Source organism: Aeromonas sp. 84A, assembly GCF_051919345.1.
Classification (GTDB): domain Bacteria; phylum Pseudomonadota; class Gammaproteobacteria; order Enterobacterales; family Aeromonadaceae; genus Aeromonas; species Aeromonas veronii.
Genome location: NZ_JBQBEW010000001.1, coordinates 1,446,026 through 1,461,847 on the forward strand (window position 1 = coordinate 1,446,026; position 15,822 = coordinate 1,461,847).

Consider the following 15,822-nt stretch of genomic DNA (forward strand, 5'->3'; position numbering starts at 1 on the left):
GGGGGCAATAAGAGCAGGAACTGCATTGTTCACTCTCTGTGATAGGGGTGAATATGAGAGGTGAGACTCCAGAGACGCATGGCTCACTCTCTATGATACGGATGATTGGTGGTGATGCTCCAGGCCCGATAGAGGCTCTCGGCCACCAGCACCCGTACCAGCGGATGGGGCAGGGTGAGCGGTGACAGTGACCAGCTCTGTTCGGCGGCAGCCTTGCACTCGGGGGACAAGCCTTCCGGCCCGCCTACCAGCAGGGCCACATCGCGGCCATCGAGTTTCCACGCCTCCAGCTGGGTCGCCAACTGCTCCGTGGTCCAGGGCTTGCCCGGAATGTCGAGGGTGACGATGCGCGAGCGCCCCGCAGCCGCCAGCATGGCTTCCCCTTCCTTCTGCAGGATGCGCGGAATGTCGGCATTTTTGCCCCGTTTGCCTGCGCCGATCTCGACGAGTTCAAACGGCATGTCTTTGGGGAAGCGGCGACGATACTCTTCGAAGCCATGCTCTACCCAGGCGGGCATCTTGGTGCCCACCGCAATCAACTGGATCTTCATGGTCGTTACACTTGTGCTCTTATTGCGTATTCATTTGAGCGGCACCGCTCCACAGCTTTTCCAGTTGGTAGAAGTCACGGTGTTCATCCTGCATCACATGCACGATCACCGAGCCCATATCTACCAGCACCCATTCACCGCTCAGTTGCCCTTCCACGCTCAGTAGATCCAGACCCGCGTTGCGGGCCTCGCTGGCCAGATGGTGGGCAATGGCGCTGACGTGACGACTGGAGTTGCCGGAACAGATGATCATGGTGTCAGTAATGCTGGATTTGCCGCGTACATCGAGGGTGATGATGTCGCGGCCTTTCATGTCATCGATCTTGTCGATGATAAAGGCATGCAATTCTTGGCCTTGCAATGAGTCTCTCCTGTATTCCGGCGCGCAGCGTTTGCGTCAGGGCGGCGGATTATATCATGGTCACTCCCGTTTCCCATCGGGTGGGGCGGGATTACGACAGGGGCTAGCGGTGGTTGGCGCGGTAGAGCCCCTGTTGATCAATATAGTGCGCAACCGACTCGGGCAAGAGGTAGCGGGTGTCTTGCCCCCCATCCAGCAAGGCCCGCAGTCGGGTGGCTGACAGCTCGATGGGCTGGTTGTCCGCCAGCCAGATATGACCGGCCAGACGCTGATGCAGCGCGTTGGCATCCGTGGTGTGATGGCGCGCCAGCAGCTGCGCCACCTCGGCCGGATAATCCGGTTGCCAGCCCGGCCGAACGCTCACCACCAGGTGGGCATGGTCGAGCAGCTCCTGCCAGCGGTGCCAGCTTGGCAAGCTCAGCAGGGAATCCATACCCATCAGAAAACAGAGCGGCGTATCGGGCAGTTCATGACGCAGCTCGATCAGAGTATCGATGGTGTAAGAGGGCTTGTCCCGTCTCAGCTCCCGCTCATCCACCACAAAGTGGTGGTTCTCCGCTGCCGCCAGTTTGACCATGGCGAGACGCTGTTCGCTGGAGCAGAACGGATTGGCACGGTGGGGCGGGATATGGTTCGGGATCAGCCGCATCTCGGCCAGCCCGAGGGCATCGCGCGCCTCGATGGCCGGGCGCAGATGACCGATATGGATGGGGTCGAAGGTGCCGCCAAGCAAACCGACAGGCGCCTTCAGCATGGCGCACTCTCCATCACCAGCGGCAGCGGGGTGCCATCACGAAAGCCGAGGGCAATGGTCTGCAACATCAGCCAGGCCTGTTCGGTATCGAAGCTGCGCTGGGCGTCGTCCAGCTGGGCCATCAGTTGCCACAGTTGCTGCAACTTGGCAAACGGCAGGCGGGTCAGTGCTTGCTGAATGAGCTGCTGGCGGCTCTGCCAGATGCGCAGGCGGCTGAAGTGCTCACCCAGCGGCTGGCCGTTGCGCATCGCCAACGACAGCTCGGTCAGCTGCTCCAGCTCGCGGCAAAGGGTCCAGGCCAGCATCCCCGGCTCGGTGCCTTCGGCCCGCAGGGCGGCCAGAATGCGCTGGGCCCGGTTCACCTTGCCCTCCAACAGGGTATCGACCAGCTGGAACGGGGTGAAGTGGGCGTGGCGGATAATGGTCTCTTGCAGATAGGTGACGCTGATGGGCTGGGGCGGCGAGAGCAGGGTCAGCTTCTCGATCTCCTGGCTGGCGGCCAGCAGGTTGCCCTCGTAGGAGTGGCACATGAAGTTGATGGCATCCGGCAGCGCCTTGAGGCCGAAACGCGCAAAGCGGGCACTCATCCAGCGGGGGAAGAACTTGGGCTCCGGATGGTTGACCGGCACATAGGTGCCAATCTGGTAAAGCTTGTCGAACCAGGCCGCCTTCATCTGGGTCTGGTTGAGGCGACTGCCACTCAGCACCAGCAGCAGGTCGGGATGAAGCTGTTTGCCGATTTCGCTGATGCGGGCGGCAAGATCCTTGTCCACCTTGGCGGGCAGCTCCAGCTCGATGATCTGGCGGGCGGAGAAGAGGCTCATGGCCTGACAGGCATCGTAGACCTGATTCCAGTCCAGCCCCTGTTCCACTACGAAGGTGTGGCGCTCATCGAAACCCTGCTTGCGGGCGACCTGACGGATGGCATCGATGGCCTCCAGTCGCAACAGGGGCTCGTCGCCAAAAACGAGATAGCAGGGCCGAAGCCCTGCTTTGAGGTGGTCACCAAATTGTTCCGGGTAGATCCGCATCAGAAGCTGACCTGACTCAACTGCCGGATCACCTGATTGGCCGCCTGCTCCTGCATCTCGCGGTTGAGCTGCTCCTGCTCACGGGAGGAGGCGAGCGCTGCATCCGGCTTGTTGAGGAAGCTGCGGTTGAAGTTGATGGGGAAGACCTGAGTCGGCTTGCCCGGCACCGAGATGGTGAACTGGGTACCAAAGCCCAGCACATATTCGGTGTCCGTCCCCAGCGCGTTGACCGAGGCGACCTGACTGGTGCTGCCTACGCCGCCCAGAGTGAGCACCGGAATGCCCTCCTTGTCGGCCAGGGTCACGCCAGAGGCCTTCAGACGGGTGGTAACCATCCGGTAGAAGTCGCTCTTGTTGTCGCCCACGACCTTCATGGTCATCAGCTCGCTCGGAATGCCGTTGCCGCGCATGTGAAAGCCGCAGCCTTGCAGCAGCAGACCAGCCAGCACGATGGCCATCCAGCGGGTGAAGATGGTGCCCATAGAAAATCCTCTTTGCATTAAGGGAAAGCGGCGGGCGCAGGGCCCGCCGTTATCATCCGTTTGCTGTCACAGATTGGCAATGATCAGTTGGCAGCCAATTAGTTAGCGACAATGTTGAGCTGTCATGGGCCGGTACGTCGTTACCCATGAGTGGCCACACAGTCAGCCAAGGTCGCCAAATGGTATGACATCAGTTGGCAGCCAATTAGTTAGCGACAATATTGAGCAGCTTGCCAGGTACATAGATCACTTTGCGCACGGTCAGACCGTCGGTGAACTTCTGCACGGAAGCATCGGCCATCGCCAGCTTCTCGACGTCGGCTTGGCTGATCTCGGCCGGCACGGTCAGTTTGCCGCGCATCTTGCCGTTGATCTGTACCACCACCAGCTTCTCGGTCTCGACCATGGCCGCTTCATCGGCCACCGGCCAGGCTGCGTGATCGATGTCGTCGCCCTTGCCCAGCATCTTCCACAGCTCGAAGCCGATGTGCGGGGTGATGGGGTAGAGCATGACTACCACGGCTTCCAGCGCTTCCTGCATCAGGGCGCGGTCCTGCTCGTCGCTGCCTAGCTTGGCCAGATTGTTCATCAGCTCCATGATGGCGGCGATAGCGGTGTTGAAGGTCTGACGGCGACCCACGTCGTCGCTTACCTTGGCGATGGTCTTGTGCAGTTCGCGGCGAATGGCCTTCTGCTCGCTGGTAAGGGCGGCCACATCCAGCGCGGCAACGGCGCCACCGGAAACGTGTTCGAAGGTGACGCGCCACAGGCGACGAAGGAAGCGCTGGGCACCCTCTACGCCGGAGTCGGACCACTCCAGGGTCATCTCGGCCGGAGAGGCGAACATCATGAACAGACGGACGGTATCGGCGCCGTAACGCTCGACCATCAGCTGCGGGTCGATGCCGTTGTTCTTGGACTTGGACATCTTGGTCATGCCGGAGTGCATTACCTCACGGCCTTCGTTGTCGATGGCCTTGGTGATGCGACCCTTCTCGTCACGCTCTACCTTGACGTCGGTCGGGCTGACCCAGACGTTGCCGCCCTTCTCGTCTTTGTAGTAGAAGGCGTCGGCCAGCACCATGCCCTGGCAGAGCAGGCGCTTGAACGGCTCGTCGCTGTTGACCAGACCCGCGTCACGCAGCAGCTTGTGGAAGAAGCGGGCATAGAGCAGGTGCATACAGGCGTGTTCGATACCGCCGATGTACTGATCCACCGGCAGCCAGTGGTTGGCAGCCGCCGGATCCAGCATGCCCTTGTCGTAGTCCGGGGAGCAGTAGCGCGCGTAGTACCAGGAGGACTCCATAAAGGTGTCGAAGGTATCGGTCTCGCGGAACGCTTCCTGACCGTTGTAGGTGGTCTTGGCCCACTCGGCATCAGCTTTGATCGGGCTCTGGATACCATCCATCACCACATCTTCCGGCAGCAGCACCGGCAGTTGGTCTTCCGGCGTCGGCACCACTGTGCCGTCAGCCAGGGTCAGCATCGGGATGGGGGCACCCCAGTAACGCTGACGAGAGACACCCCAGTCACGCAGACGGTAGTTGACGGTGCGCTTGCCCTTGCCGAGCCCTTCCAGCTTGTTGGCGATGGCATCAAAGGCGCCCTGGAAGTCGAGACCGTCAAACTCGCCGGAGTTGAACAGTACGCCCTTCTCGGTGTAAGCGGCTTCGCTCACGTCGACGTCGCCATCAACCGGCTTGATGACCGCCTTGATGTCGAGGCCATATTTGGTGGCGAATTCGAAGTCACGCTGATCGTGGGCCGGAACCGCCATCACGGCGCCGGTGCCGTAGTTCATCAGCACAAAGTTGGCGACCCAGACCGGTACCTTGCGGCCATCCAGCGGGTGAATGGCGTAGAGGCCGGTGGCCATGCCCTTCTTCTCCATGGTGGCCAGTTCAGCTTCGGCTACCTTGGTGTTCTTGCACTCTTCGATAAAGGCGGCCAGTTCCGGATTGTTTTCGGCGGCCTGCAGGGCCAGCGGGTGGCCAGCGGCGATACCGACATAGGTGACGCCCATGAAGGTGTCCGGACGGGTGGTGTAGACCTCCAGCTGCTCAGTCTGACCCTCGATGGCGAAGCTGATGTTGACCCCTTCGGAGCGGCCAATCCAGTTGCGCTGCATGGTCTTGACCATCTCCGGCCAGCCTTCCAGATTGTCGATGTCGTTGAGCAGCTCTTCAGCGTAGTCGGTGATCTTGATGAACCACTGGGGGATCTCTTTCTGCTCCACCGGGGTGTCACAGCGCCAGCAGCAGTTGTCGACAACCTGCTCGTTGGCCAGCACGGTCATGTCGTTCGGGCACCAGTTGACGGAGGAGGTCTTCTTGTAGACCAGACCCTTCTCGTAGAGCTTGGTGAAGAACCACTGCTCCCAGCGGTAGTAGTCCGGCTTGCAGGTGGCGACTTCACGATCCCAGTCATAACCCAGACCCAGCATCTTCAGCTGGTTCTTCATGTATTCGATGTTTTCGTAGGTCCAGGGGGCCGGCGCCGTGTTGTTCTTGATGGCGGCGTTTTCCGCCGGCAGACCGAACGCATCCCAACCGATGGGTTGCAGCACGTTCTTGCCATTGAGGCGTTGATAACGGGAGATCACATCACCTATGGTGTAGTTGCGAACGTGCCCCATGTGTAGACGACCAGACGGATAGGGGAACATGGAGAGGCAGTAGAACTTCTCTTTGTCTACTTTCTCCACGGCCTTGAAGGTTTTCTTGGCATCCCAGTGCTTCTGCACTGCTGGTTCGATAGATTGGGGAACGTATTGCTCTTGCATTGGTGACATCCGGATCTGTGAAATGAATAGATAAATCAGCTGGGAAATCGCAATAGAATACCCATATCCTGCGGCGGCAACAACCGCCAGCGTCCCTTGGGCCTTAAGCCGGGCCAGATCAGGGTTTAGTAGAGGAGTTAGAGCCATGGACAAACGTCAAAAAGGGTACGAAGCCTTCATTGCCGAGCTGCAAAAACAGTGGCAAGAGACTGAAGAGTTCCAGGGGGAGCGCCTCAACCGGATGATTGCCAAGGTGCAGGCCTATCTGGAGGCTGCCAGCGACCTGACCCAAGACGAACTCGCGCTCATCGCCGAGTACGTGAAGCGGGATCTGGGCAACTATGACGAGGGGCGCCATGACGATAGTGCGCAGTTGGAAGAGTCTGCCTTTATGTTGGCCCTCAAAGACACCGCCTGGTCCTGGCTGGCGGATGTGACCGACCGCGCCCAGGTGGAGTGGCGGGAGCTGGCCGACGAGCTGGAGCACAAGGGGGTTTACGAAGCGGGTGACTGGGTGGGGCTCGGGGTCATGGTGTGCGACCAGTGTGGCTGGCGCCATACCGTGCTACACCCACAACAGCTCGATACCTGCCCCGAATGCGGCTGCGCCGAGTATCACCGCGAGCCGCTCTCGCCCTGAGTCATGCCATCAATGTGGACGAGATAACGAGCAAAAAGGCGCCATCAGGCGCCTTTTTCTTACTTGCAGGTTTCGTCGGGGCATTTACTTGCCGGCGACGGAGAGACCGCCAAAACGGATAAGCGGGGCGTAGAAGCCCTTGCCATCGTTGTGGTGCAGGGTATCACCGACCGCTTCCAGCTCGCCCAGCAGGCGGTAGAAGTTGCCTGCTACCGTGATGCCGCGCACCGGCTGCAGTCGCACCCCATCGCGGCAGAGGAACCCTGACGCGCCAAAGGAGAAGTCGCCGCTCACCGCATCGGCACCCGAATGCAGGCCATCCAGCTTGACCAGCTCCAGATAGTCGCCGCTTTGCACCTCCGCTTCGCTATGGGGGCCCGCGCCAAACACCAGATGGCGAGCGGTCACATCGAGGGCGCTGCGGGCACCGCGAGCGGCCGAGCCGTTGCTGGCGACGCCAAAGTGGCGGGCGGTGGCGCTGTTGTGGAGCAGGGTTTTCAGCTCCCCTTCGCCAATCAGCAGCAGATCCGAGCTGGCCGCCCCCTCGCCATCAAACGCCTTGATGTTCATGCCGCCCGGCATATAGACCCGGCTTTCCAGAGTGAGCCAGCGCGAGGCGACGCTCTGCCCCACCTTTTCCCGCCAGGGGTTGATCCCCTGTTGGGCCCACTTGCCTGATAGCACGCCCTGAAAGCAGCCAAACAGGCTGGCGAAGCAGTTGGTGCTGAAGATGACGCTGTAGCGGCCGCTCGGCACCGCTTCACCGGGCAGCAGGCCATCGGCGATGGCGTAGATCTGCTCGATCAGGGCCTGGCTATCCAGCTCGTCGAAGCGACGGCCATACTGCCCCTGCGAGTGCATCGACTGGCGGCCATCCCGTTCCACCAGCGCCGAGGTGTAGCAGCCGACGCTGAACTCGCCGTGCTGGCAGAGGGTGCCCTGACTGTTGGCGAGCCAGAGCTGGCTCTCCCCTTCGAAGAAGCTGTTGTAGGGGGCGCCGCTCACATCGGGCATGGCCAGCATGTCAGATTCCAGGCGCAGGGCCAGGGCGATCTTCTCCTCAACCGGCGTGGTATCTGGCTGGTTGATCTCGGCGCAATCTGTGGTGATCCGGCTATTGGCCACCGAGATGCGCTGATCCAGATCCACCTTGGCAAAGCGGCTGGCGTCACAGGCATCCTGCAGCATGGCATCCAGCGCCAGCTCATCGAGGGATTCCGAGTAGGCGATGCCGACTCGGCCCTCTTTGATCAGGCGAATGCCGAGCTGCTGGCTGCTGGTGACCTTGTATTCACCCAGCTCGCCCTTGTCTGCCTTGAGGGAGAAGGCCTTCTCCTGATTAGCGATGATGTCTGCTTCGGCGTTGAGGTCGGCCACCTTGTCGAGCAGGCGAGTGAGCAGTTGGTTCATGTCGAGCTGGCTCATCAGGTGTTCCCTCCCACCAGGATATTGTCTACTTTCAGCGCCGGCTGGCCCACCGAGGTGGGGACCGAGCCCGAGACCGAGCCGCACATACCGGCGGCCAGTGCCAGGTTGCGGCCCACCATGGAGATCTCTTTCAGCACCTGCGGGCCGGTGCCGATCAGAGTGGCCGACTTGAGCGGCTTGGTGATTTTGCCGTGCTCGATGAGGTAGGCCTCCTGCACATTGAAGTTGAATTCACCGGTGCCGGGCTGTACCGAGCCGCCCCCCATCTTCTTGGCGTAGATGCCGTGTTCCACCGTGGCCAGCATATCGTTGAGGCTATGGTTGCCCGGTTCGATATAGGTGTTGCGCATGCGCGAGGTGGGGGCGTACTTGTAGGATTCGCGCCGACCCGAGCCGGTGCGGGCGTAACCGGTCTTGAGGGCGCCCATTCTGTCCACCAGAAAACCGGTCAGGACGCCGTCCTTGATGAGCTGGGTATGCTGGGTCGCCATCCCCTCGTCATCGACGTTGATGGAGCCCCAGGCGTTGCCTTGCAGTCCCTCGTCCACCGCATTGACCACCGGATTGGCGATGAGCTGGCCCATCTTGTCGTGGAATACCGACGCCTTCTTGGCCACCGAGGTGGTCTCCAGCAGGTGGCCGCACGCCTCGTGGAAGATGACGCCGCCAAAGCCGTTCTCCATGATGACCGGCAGGGTGCCGCTCGGGCAGGGAGCCGCGCCCAGTTTCACCAGTGCCTGACGGGTGGCGGTGAGGGCCAGCTCGCGCGGATCGATGCGATCGGCATGCTCCCAGCCCATCAGGGCGCCGGGGGCCTCGTAACCGACGCTCTGCTCGCTCCCTTCCATGGCGATGGTCTGGGCCATGATGCGGTTGTAGTGGCGGCGATCGGCCACTTGCACCCCTTCGCTGTTGAAGATCTCCACCTCCTGCTCCCAGCCCAGCACATTGCCGGAGAACTGGCTCACCTTGCTGCTCTCGGCGCGGGCCACCGCATCCATGGCGTGCAGATAGGCGATCTTCTGCTCCAGCAGCTTGTCTGCCGACAAGGGCAGGGCCACCGGGTTGCGATCGCTCAGGCGGGTGAAATCGAAGGCGGTGGCGGTCACCACGGGGTTGCGGCGGTCTTTGGCCGCCAGCAGGGTGACGATGCGCAGCAGCTCGTCGCGGCTGGCCAGATTGGTGTAGCCGTAGAGCACCTTGTGGCCGTAACAGAGGCGCACGCCGATGCCGAAATCGAGGCCGCCGCTGATGTTCTCTATCTGGCTGGAGAGCAGGCTGAGCTGGCTGCGGCGCTTGCGCTCCACAAACAGCTCGGCGAAATCGGCACCCAGCGCCAGTGCGTGATCGAGCACGTCACGGGCAATGGCGGGGGCCAACAGGGAGAATGGGGTCATAGAATATCCTTTTCTGGTCTGTCCGTTTGCTTCCGACATCCGGCTCTGATTGTTATGGGATGTCGAGTCCATTGTTGCAGACCAGCACAAAAAAGTCGCTATAGCGTCATGCGATGATACCGATTGAGAAAATCGGTGCGATAACTGCGCCCGGCGGCCAGGGCCAGGCGCTCAGGGTCGTTTTGCCAAAACGTGGGAAAGATCAGAGCAGGGCGTGGATTTCGCTCAGGATCTGCTCGACCCACTGCTCGATGCGCGGATCGGTCTGGTCATATTGGTTGGCATCATCGAGGGCCAGCCCGACGAAGTGACGGCCATCGTCGATCAGTGCCTTGGAGGCATCGAATTCGTACCCTTCGTTGGGCCAGTAGCCCACCAGCTTGACCCCTTTTGGCACCAGCTGATCGTGCAGCATGCCGAGGGCGTCCTGGAACCATTCGCCATAACCGAGCTGATCGCCGAGGCCAAACAGGGCCACGATGCGCCCCTCCAGATGGAGGTCGGCGATATCTTCCCAGCGGGACTCCCAGTCCTCCTGCAGTTCGCCAAAATCCCAGGTGGAGATGCCGAGGATCAGGATCTCGTAATCCTCCATCCGGCGCAGGGAGACATCCTTGATATTGTGAATATCCACCAGCTCGGGGCCGATGAGGGCGCGGATCTTCTCGGCTGCCATCTCGGTGTAGCAGGTGGTGGAACCGTAAAACAGACCAATCTTCATCGCTCTTCTCTCTGTTGGCGCTTTCTCGCTTGCTTTTGGCGCGTTCTCGCATGCTCGTGTGGGCAGCGCCATGTTGGCAACACGATGGGTAACGTAAGGGGAGGGCGCCAGTCTAGCAGATTGCCATTCGACCTTCACCGCTCGGTAAGGGGCGTGGCAAACGTGCCTTATCTTTCCAATGAAAGTGCCTTGTCTTTCCAAGGAGTTGGCGCGTTACAATGGGCCATCTTTCCCCTGATTGCAGCGCACCATGAGCAAACCCGACCCCCATCCCCTGATTGAACCCTTTCTCGACGCCCTCTGGCTGGAGCGGGGATTGTCTGACAACACGGTCAGCTCCTATCGCAGCGATCTGGAGAAGTTCTCCCTCTGGCTCGACGAGCAGGGGGCTCGCTGCTGCTGGCGGGGATGGACGAGATCCAGCACTACCTCGCCTGGCGGGTCGATCACCAGTTTGCGGCGAGCAGCACCGCCCGTTTTCTCTCGGCCCTGCGTCGTTTTTACCAGTATCTCAACCGCGAGAAGCTGCGCAGCGACGATCCGACCGTGCTGCTGGAGGGGCCCAAGCTGCCGAAAAAACTCCCCTCCGATTTAAGCGAAGCGGAAGTGGAGGCACTCTTGAGTGCGCCGCTGGTGGATGACCCGCTGGAGCTGCGGGACAAGGCGATGCTGGAGCTGCTCTACGCTACCGGGCTGCGGGTCTCCGAGCTGGTGGGGCTCACCGCCGAGCATGTCAGTTTGCGGCAGGGCTTGGTGCGGGTTATTGGCAAGGGTAACAAGGAGCGGTTGGTGCCGATGGGCGAGGAGGCGATGCACTGGCTGGAGCGTTACTACCGCGAGGCCCGCACCCTGCTGCTGGGGGGCACCAGCTCGGATGTGGTATTTCCCTCCAAGCAGGCCCGTATGATGACCCGCCAGACCTTCTGGCACCGCATCAAGCTTTACGCGCAGCGGGCCGGGATTAACGGCGAGCTATCCCCCCATACCTTGCGCCACGCCTTTGCCACCCATCTGCTCAACCACGGCGCCGACCTGCGGGTTGTGCAGATGCTGCTGGGTCACGCGGATCTTTCCACCACCCAGATCTACACCCATGTGGCCAACGAGCGACTCAAGGCGCTGCACGGGGAGCATCACCCCAGAGCTTGAGTGGCTGGCCTCCCAAAAACAAAAAAACCGCCAGCAGGCGGTTTTTTTATCTCTACACGACAGGAGATGGCGCTTATTTCCCTTGCTGGGATTTCAGCAGATCACGGATCTCGGTCAGCAGCTCCTGATCCTTGGTTGGGCCTGCCGGGGCGGCGGCTTCCTCTTCCTGCTTCTTCTTGAGGGTGTTGATGGCCTTCAGTCCCATGAAGATGGCAAAAGAGATGATCAGAAAGTCGATGATGGTCTGGATGAACTTGCCATAGGCGATGACCACGGCGGGTGTTGTCCCTTCTGCGGCCTTCAGGGTGACCGCCAGGTCGCTGAAGTCCACGCCGCCCAGGATCAGGCCGATGGGCGGCATGATCACGTCACCGACAAAAGAGGAGACAATTTTGCCGAAGGCGGCACCAATGATGATACCGACCGCCATATCGATGACGTTGCCGCGGGCGGCAAAGGCTTTGAACTCTTGAATCAGACTCATTATTTCCTCCGAAATTAAACAAGATAGCGCGTTGATTACCCTTGCCAAAGGGCGAACTCTTGTCAGGAAAAACAGAGGCTAAGCCGCGTTGTTCCTGTCGTCCTGACTAGCTTGCGGGCGTTATGAGTCCTTGGCAATCGGGGGGAGCCATTTTTTTGGTACAAAGTGATATTAATTTTTTGGTAAGTAGCTGGTTGAATGATGAGCTGTGCTGCTGTAGTTTGCTGGGTCGATTCATTCATACCACGTGAGTAAACAAGTGAAGTATTTACTACTGGGAATGATGCTTTTGTGCACATTTGCTGCCAGAGCGGGGATGGATACCCAAGCCTTGAAACAGACCATCACAGCCCGGCTGGGGGTCCCCGTCTATCTGGTTGAACCGACCCCGATCGCGGGGTTGTATATGCTGGGCACCTCACAGGGGGTGCTCTACAGCGATGCCAAAGGGGATTATGTGGTGCAGGGGGTCATGCTGGATATGACCCGTGACATGAAGAACCTGACCATCTCGGGTATGCGCGAGCAGCGCCGACTTGGTCTGGCGCAGGTGGCTCATGCCCCCGTCGTGCTCAAGGCTCGGGATGAGCGTCACCGGGTCGCACTGTTTCTCGGCGAGCAGGACGCCAAACGTCGTCAGCTCTCCGGCACCTTGCAACACCTGCAGGCATCCGGGGTGAGCGTGGCTCTCTATCCGGTGATTGATCACGCCGAACGGGCCGCCGACTGGTGCAGCGATCCCCTACTGCAAAATGATCCGTTAAAAGCCTATTTGCCTCAAACGGCATGTAGTGAGACCCTTATCCAAAATATTGGCCTGAGCCAATGGTTGGGGGTCAAGGTACTGCCGGCCTGGGTCTCCTCCGACGGGGATCTGGTGCGCGGGTATCAGAGCCCCGAACAGCTGCTCAAGATACTGGATCATATTGATGTCCCTGCAAATCCGTCGTCGTCCGCGAGTTGATGATTCCCATCTGCCTGCCACTTTGCATCCCCTGCTTCGTCAAATCTTCGCCAGCCGTGGCGTAGATGATCCCGCCCTGCTGGAGCGCAGCGCCAGCCAGCTGTTGCCGCCCCAGCGCCTCTATGGGATGGAGCAGGCGGTGCCGCTGCTGGCGGATGCCCTGATTGCCCAGAAACGGATCCTGATTGTCGGCGACTTCGACTGCGATGGTGCCACCAGTTCGGCGCTGTGTGTGCTGGCCCTGCGCGCCATGGGCGGTCGCCACATCGATTTTCTGGTGCCCAACCGCTTCGAGTTTGGCTACGGCCTCACCCCCGAAATTGTCGAGCTGGCGGTGGCGCGCGGCGCCGAGTTTCTGATCACGGTGGATAACGGCATCTCCAGCATCGCCGGAGTGGCGGCGGCCAAGGCGGCCGGCATGCAGGTACTGGTTACCGATCACCATTTACCGGGTCAGGAGCTGCCTGACGCCGATGCCATCGTCAACCCGAACCAGCATGGTTGCGACTTCCCCTCCAAGTCGCTGGCCGGGGTGGGGGTGGCCTTCTACCTGATGGCGGCCCTCAACACCCATCTGCGTCAGCTCGGCTGGTACGAACGGCAAGGGTTGCGAGCGCCCAATGTGGCGGATTACCTCGATCTGGTGGCCCTCGGCACGGTCGCCGATGTGGTGGCGCTCGATGGCAACAACCGCATTCTGGTCCATCAGGGGTTGCAGCGGATCCGGGCTGGCCGTTGTCGCCCCGGCATTCAGGCGCTGGTGGATGTGTCGGGCCGCGATGGTCGCCGCCTCACCGCCGCCGACCTCGGTTTTGCACTGGGGCCACGCCTCAATGCGGTGGGCCGTCTCGATGACATGTCCCTCGGGGTTGCCTGTCTGCTCTGTGATGACCTCAATCTGGCGCGCCAGCTTGCGGCCGAGATGGACAGCCTCAATCAGGAGCGCAAGGAGATTGAGCAGGGGATGCAGCAGGAGGCGCTTGCCACTCTGGAGCAGATCCGGTTTCGCGATGGCGAGGTGCCGTCGGGCATAGTGCTGCACCGCAACGAGTGGCATCAGGGGGTGGTGGGGCTGGTGGCCTCCAAGGTGAAGGAGAAGTACTACCGCCCGGTCATCGCGTTTGCCGAGAGCAGCGAGACCGAGCTCAAGGGCTCCGGCCGCTCCATCCCTGGCGTGCACTTGCGCGATGCGCTGGAACTGCTCGATACCCGCCATCCTGGGCTTATGGGCAAGTTTGGCGGCCATGCCATGGCGGCAGGGCTGACCCTGCCCAAGGCCAATATCGAGGCCTTCGGTCGGGCGTTTGAGGCGGTCATCAGCGAGCTGGTGACGCCGGAGCTCTTGACCGGGGTGCTGCTCACCGATGGCGAGTTGTTGCCGGACGAACTCAATATCGAGCTGGCGGAGCTAATTCGCGCCTCCGGCCCCTGGGGTCAGGCCTTCCCCGAGCCGCTGTTTGACGGCGAATTCGTGCTGGTGCAGCAGCGGCTGGTGGGGGAGAAGCACCTCAAGATGATGCTGACAACCGATTCCGGTCATGCTGTGGATGCCATCGCCTTTGGCGTCGATCTCAAGCGCTGGCCCGATGCCTCGGTCAAGCGGGTGCGGCTTGTCTACCGGCTTGACGTCAACGAGTGGCGCGGCAACCGCAGTGTGCAGCTGCTGGTGGAGCATCTGGAGGCAGCCGGTCTCTGAGTCAAGAGCATCGCAGCCCTATCGCTGACAACGGCCACCCTCGGGTGGCCGTTTTTGTTGGCAGATCTCTGGAAAAGGGCGTTGACCTGTCTATAGCTTTACAGTTTAAGCTCGTCTCTATCGGGTCACCTGAGGGCCCGCACCGTGAGTGATTGCCATGAATATATCCGAACTGGCCCGCCGCTGCGGTCTCGCCCGCTCCACCCTGCTCTATTACGAGAAGCTGGGGGTGATTGTCGGCACCCGGGCCGCCAACGGTTATCGCCACTATGACGAGGGGGATCTGCAGCGACTGCAGATGGTGCAGGCCCTGCAGGCGGGTGGTCTCAGCCTCAAGCAGTGCCTCGCCTGTCTGGCTGGCGAGATAGATCAAGCGGCATTGCAGGCCCGGGTCAGGGAGCTGGATGAGGAGCTGGCGCGGATGCAGCGCGCCCGGGATCTGCTGGCGGACTTGGCAGGGCTGCGCCCGCGCTCCGGTGAGGAATTCAAGGCCTGGCAGCTGCAACTGCAGCGCGAGGCACCGGAGGCCTACTTCGCGTGGGTGATGAAACAGGGTTTTAGCGAGAAAGATCGCTACCACTTGCAATGGTTGAGCAAAGACATGAATGAACATGAGCGTTACATCAAGGACTTTATCCAGTTGCTGGATGGCATGAGTTACTGGGGGCCGGGGGATCGCGCCTTCACTCAGCTGCAGTTTGCCGCCTTGCCCATCCGGCCGCGCCGGATCCTCGACATGGGCTGCGGGCGCGGTGCCTCGACCATGGCGCTGGCTCAGGTGACCGATGCCGCCATCGTAGCCATCGATCTGGAAGAGGAGGCACTGGCCGCCGTGGCGCACTCCGCCCGTGCAGCAGGCTTTGAGCATGTCTCCACCCTCTGCGCCAACATGGCGGCACTGCCGGACGATCTGGCCCCGGCCGACCTCATCTGGGCAGAGGGGAGCGCTTACGTGATGGGGGTTGCCAATGCGCTGAAGGCGTGGCGTCCGCTGCTCGCGAGCCCGCAGGCTTGCATCGTGCTGAGTGATGCGGTCTGGCTGACCGATAACCCGCCCGAGGAGGCGTTGGCATTCTGGCAGCAGGATTATCCCGCCATGCAGACGCTGGCGGGCCTGCTTGAGACGGTACAAGCGGCAGGCTACCGCTGCCTGTCACACACTCCCTTGCCGATGAGCGCCTGGAACAACTATCTGGACCCTATCGAGGTCAATCTGGTGCGCTATCGAGACGAGCTAGGGGAGAGTGCTGCCTGGCAGGACTTGAGCCGGGAAGTAGCTATCCACCGCCAATATCTTGGCAGTTACGGCTATGTGATCTGCTGCCTGCAAAAAGATGCGTGATAAGTTGTCGTAAAAAACGAGGCGCCTGCGGGCGCCTCGT

General features: G+C 61.0%; 14 protein-coding genes and 1 pseudogene. 5 read left to right on the forward strand and 10 right to left on the reverse strand.

Annotation, left to right across the window (positions count from 1 at the left end):
* Window positions 1–83: 83 nt before the first annotated feature.
* From rlmH to leuS, 6 genes are all read right to left on the reverse strand, one after another.
* Window positions 84–551, reverse strand: coding sequence for a 23S rRNA (pseudouridine(1915)-N(3))-methyltransferase RlmH (gene rlmH, locus ACTG20_RS06730; RefSeq protein ID WP_005335166.1), 468 nt, complete (start codon window positions 549–551; stop codon window positions 84–86).
* Window positions 552–570: 19 nt separating this feature from the next.
* Window positions 571–912, reverse strand: a complete 342-nt coding sequence (gene rsfS / locus ACTG20_RS06735; protein ID WP_194495496.1) for a ribosome silencing factor — start codon at window positions 910–912, stop codon at window positions 571–573.
* A 103-nt stretch (window positions 913–1,015) separates the two neighbouring features.
* Window positions 1,016–1,666 (reverse strand): nicotinate-nucleotide adenylyltransferase, encoded by a 651-nt coding sequence (gene nadD / locus ACTG20_RS06740; RefSeq protein WP_194495495.1) that lies wholly within the window; start codon window positions 1,664–1,666, stop codon window positions 1,016–1,018.
* Window positions 1,660–2,697, reverse strand: a complete 1,038-nt coding sequence (holA, locus tag ACTG20_RS06745) for a DNA polymerase III subunit delta (RefSeq protein WP_194495494.1) — start codon at window positions 2,695–2,697, stop codon at window positions 1,660–1,662. The genes nadD and holA overlap by 7 nt, the downstream gene beginning before the upstream one ends.
* Complete coding sequence (locus ACTG20_RS06750; RefSeq protein WP_005335160.1) at window positions 2,697–3,179, reverse strand: LPS-assembly lipoprotein LptE; 483 nt, start codon at window positions 3,177–3,179, stop codon at window positions 2,697–2,699. The genes holA and ACTG20_RS06750 overlap by 1 nt, the downstream gene beginning before the upstream one ends.
* Window positions 3,180–3,384: 205 nt before the next feature.
* Window positions 3,385–5,961: a leucine--tRNA ligase gene (gene leuS, locus ACTG20_RS06755; protein WP_439987520.1), complete on the reverse strand. Its 2,577-nt coding sequence runs from the start codon at window positions 5,959–5,961 to the stop codon at window positions 3,385–3,387.
* A 145-nt stretch (window positions 5,962–6,106) separates the two neighbouring features.
* On the opposite strand from leuS, the gene ACTG20_RS06760 reads away from it, so the two are divergent.
* Entirely contained in the window at window positions 6,107–6,601 is a 495-nt protein-coding gene (locus ACTG20_RS06760) for a zinc ribbon-containing protein (protein ID WP_159144252.1), read from the forward strand.
* 84 nt (window positions 6,602–6,685) lie between these two features.
* Here the strand turns inward: ACTG20_RS06760 and ACTG20_RS06765 are convergent, their stop codons facing one another.
* From ACTG20_RS06765 to fldB, 3 genes are all read right to left on the reverse strand, one after another.
* Window positions 6,686–8,026, reverse strand: coding sequence for a TldD/PmbA family protein (locus ACTG20_RS06765; protein ID WP_194495492.1), 1,341 nt, complete (start codon window positions 8,024–8,026; stop codon window positions 6,686–6,688).
* Window positions 8,026–9,426, reverse strand: coding sequence for a TldD/PmbA family protein (locus tag ACTG20_RS06770; RefSeq protein WP_194495491.1), 1,401 nt, complete (start codon window positions 9,424–9,426; stop codon window positions 8,026–8,028). The genes ACTG20_RS06765 and ACTG20_RS06770 overlap by 1 nt, the downstream gene beginning before the upstream one ends.
* Before the next feature lie 202 nt (window positions 9,427–9,628).
* Window positions 9,629–10,147, reverse strand: a complete 519-nt coding sequence (gene fldB, locus ACTG20_RS06775; protein ID WP_005335151.1) for a flavodoxin FldB — start codon at window positions 10,145–10,147, stop codon at window positions 9,629–9,631.
* Window positions 10,148–10,397: 250 nt separating this feature from the next.
* On the opposite strand from fldB, the pseudogene xerD reads away from it, so the two are divergent.
* Window positions 10,398–11,296 (forward strand): annotated as a pseudogene (gene xerD, locus ACTG20_RS06780) (site-specific tyrosine recombinase XerD).
* Window positions 11,297–11,369: 73 nt separating this feature from the next.
* Here xerD and mscL read toward each other — a convergent pair.
* The gene (mscL, locus tag ACTG20_RS06785) at window positions 11,370–11,780 is read right to left on the reverse strand and encodes a large-conductance mechanosensitive channel protein MscL (protein WP_042054731.1); all 411 of its coding nucleotides are present in this window, start codon (window positions 11,778–11,780) and stop codon (window positions 11,370–11,372) included.
* Window positions 11,781–12,096: 316 nt separating this feature from the next.
* Between mscL and ACTG20_RS06790 the strand changes: the two genes are divergently transcribed.
* From ACTG20_RS06790 to ACTG20_RS06800, 3 genes are all read left to right on the forward strand, one after another.
* Entirely contained in the window at window positions 12,097–12,744 is a 648-nt protein-coding gene (locus tag ACTG20_RS06790) for a disulfide isomerase DsbC N-terminal domain-containing protein (RefSeq protein WP_139731219.1), read from the forward strand.
* Window positions 12,710–14,440 (forward strand): single-stranded-DNA-specific exonuclease RecJ, encoded by a 1,731-nt coding sequence (recJ, locus tag ACTG20_RS06795; protein ID WP_194495489.1) that lies wholly within the window; start codon window positions 12,710–12,712, stop codon window positions 14,438–14,440. Before ACTG20_RS06790 ends, recJ begins: the two co-directional genes overlap by 35 nt.
* A 157-nt stretch (window positions 14,441–14,597) precedes the next feature.
* Entirely contained in the window at window positions 14,598–15,782 is a 1,185-nt protein-coding gene (locus ACTG20_RS06800) for a MerR family transcriptional regulator (RefSeq protein WP_194495488.1), read from the forward strand.
* Window positions 15,783–15,822: the final 40 nt, after the last annotated feature.

Coding starts and splice junctions, on each gene's coding strand:
- rlmH (WP_005335166.1), bottom strand. CDS start 551: ATGAAGATCCAGTTGATTGCGGTGGGCACCAAGATGCCCGCCTGGGTA.
- mscL (WP_042054731.1), bottom strand. CDS start 11,780: ATGAGTCTGATTCAAGAGTTCAAAGCCTTTGCCGCCCGCGGCAACGTC.
- leuS (WP_439987520.1), bottom strand. CDS start 5,961: ATGCAAGAGCAATACGTTCCCCAATCTATCGAACCAGCAGTGCAGAAG.
- ACTG20_RS06760 (WP_159144252.1), top strand. CDS start 6,107: ATGGACAAACGTCAAAAAGGGTACGAAGCCTTCATTGCCGAGCTGCAA.
- fldB (WP_005335151.1), bottom strand. CDS start 10,147: ATGAAGATTGGTCTGTTTTACGGTTCCACCACCTGCTACACCGAGATG.
- ACTG20_RS06750 (WP_005335160.1), bottom strand. CDS start 3,179: ATGGGCACCATCTTCACCCGCTGGATGGCCATCGTGCTGGCTGGTCTG.
- ACTG20_RS06800 (WP_194495488.1), top strand. CDS start 14,598: ATGAATATATCCGAACTGGCCCGCCGCTGCGGTCTCGCCCGCTCCACC.
- ACTG20_RS06790 (WP_139731219.1), top strand. CDS start 12,097: ATGGATACCCAAGCCTTGAAACAGACCATCACAGCCCGGCTGGGGGTC.
- holA (WP_194495494.1), bottom strand. CDS start 2,697: ATGCGGATCTACCCGGAACAATTTGGTGACCACCTCAAAGCAGGGCTT.
- recJ (WP_194495489.1), top strand. CDS start 12,710: ATGTCCCTGCAAATCCGTCGTCGTCCGCGAGTTGATGATTCCCATCTG.
- nadD (WP_194495495.1), bottom strand. CDS start 1,666: ATGCTGAAGGCGCCTGTCGGTTTGCTTGGCGGCACCTTCGACCCCATC.
- ACTG20_RS06770 (WP_194495491.1), bottom strand. CDS start 9,426: ATGACCCCATTCTCCCTGTTGGCCCCCGCCATTGCCCGTGACGTGCTC.
- ACTG20_RS06765 (WP_194495492.1), bottom strand. CDS start 8,026: ATGAGCCAGCTCGACATGAACCAACTGCTCACTCGCCTGCTCGACAAG.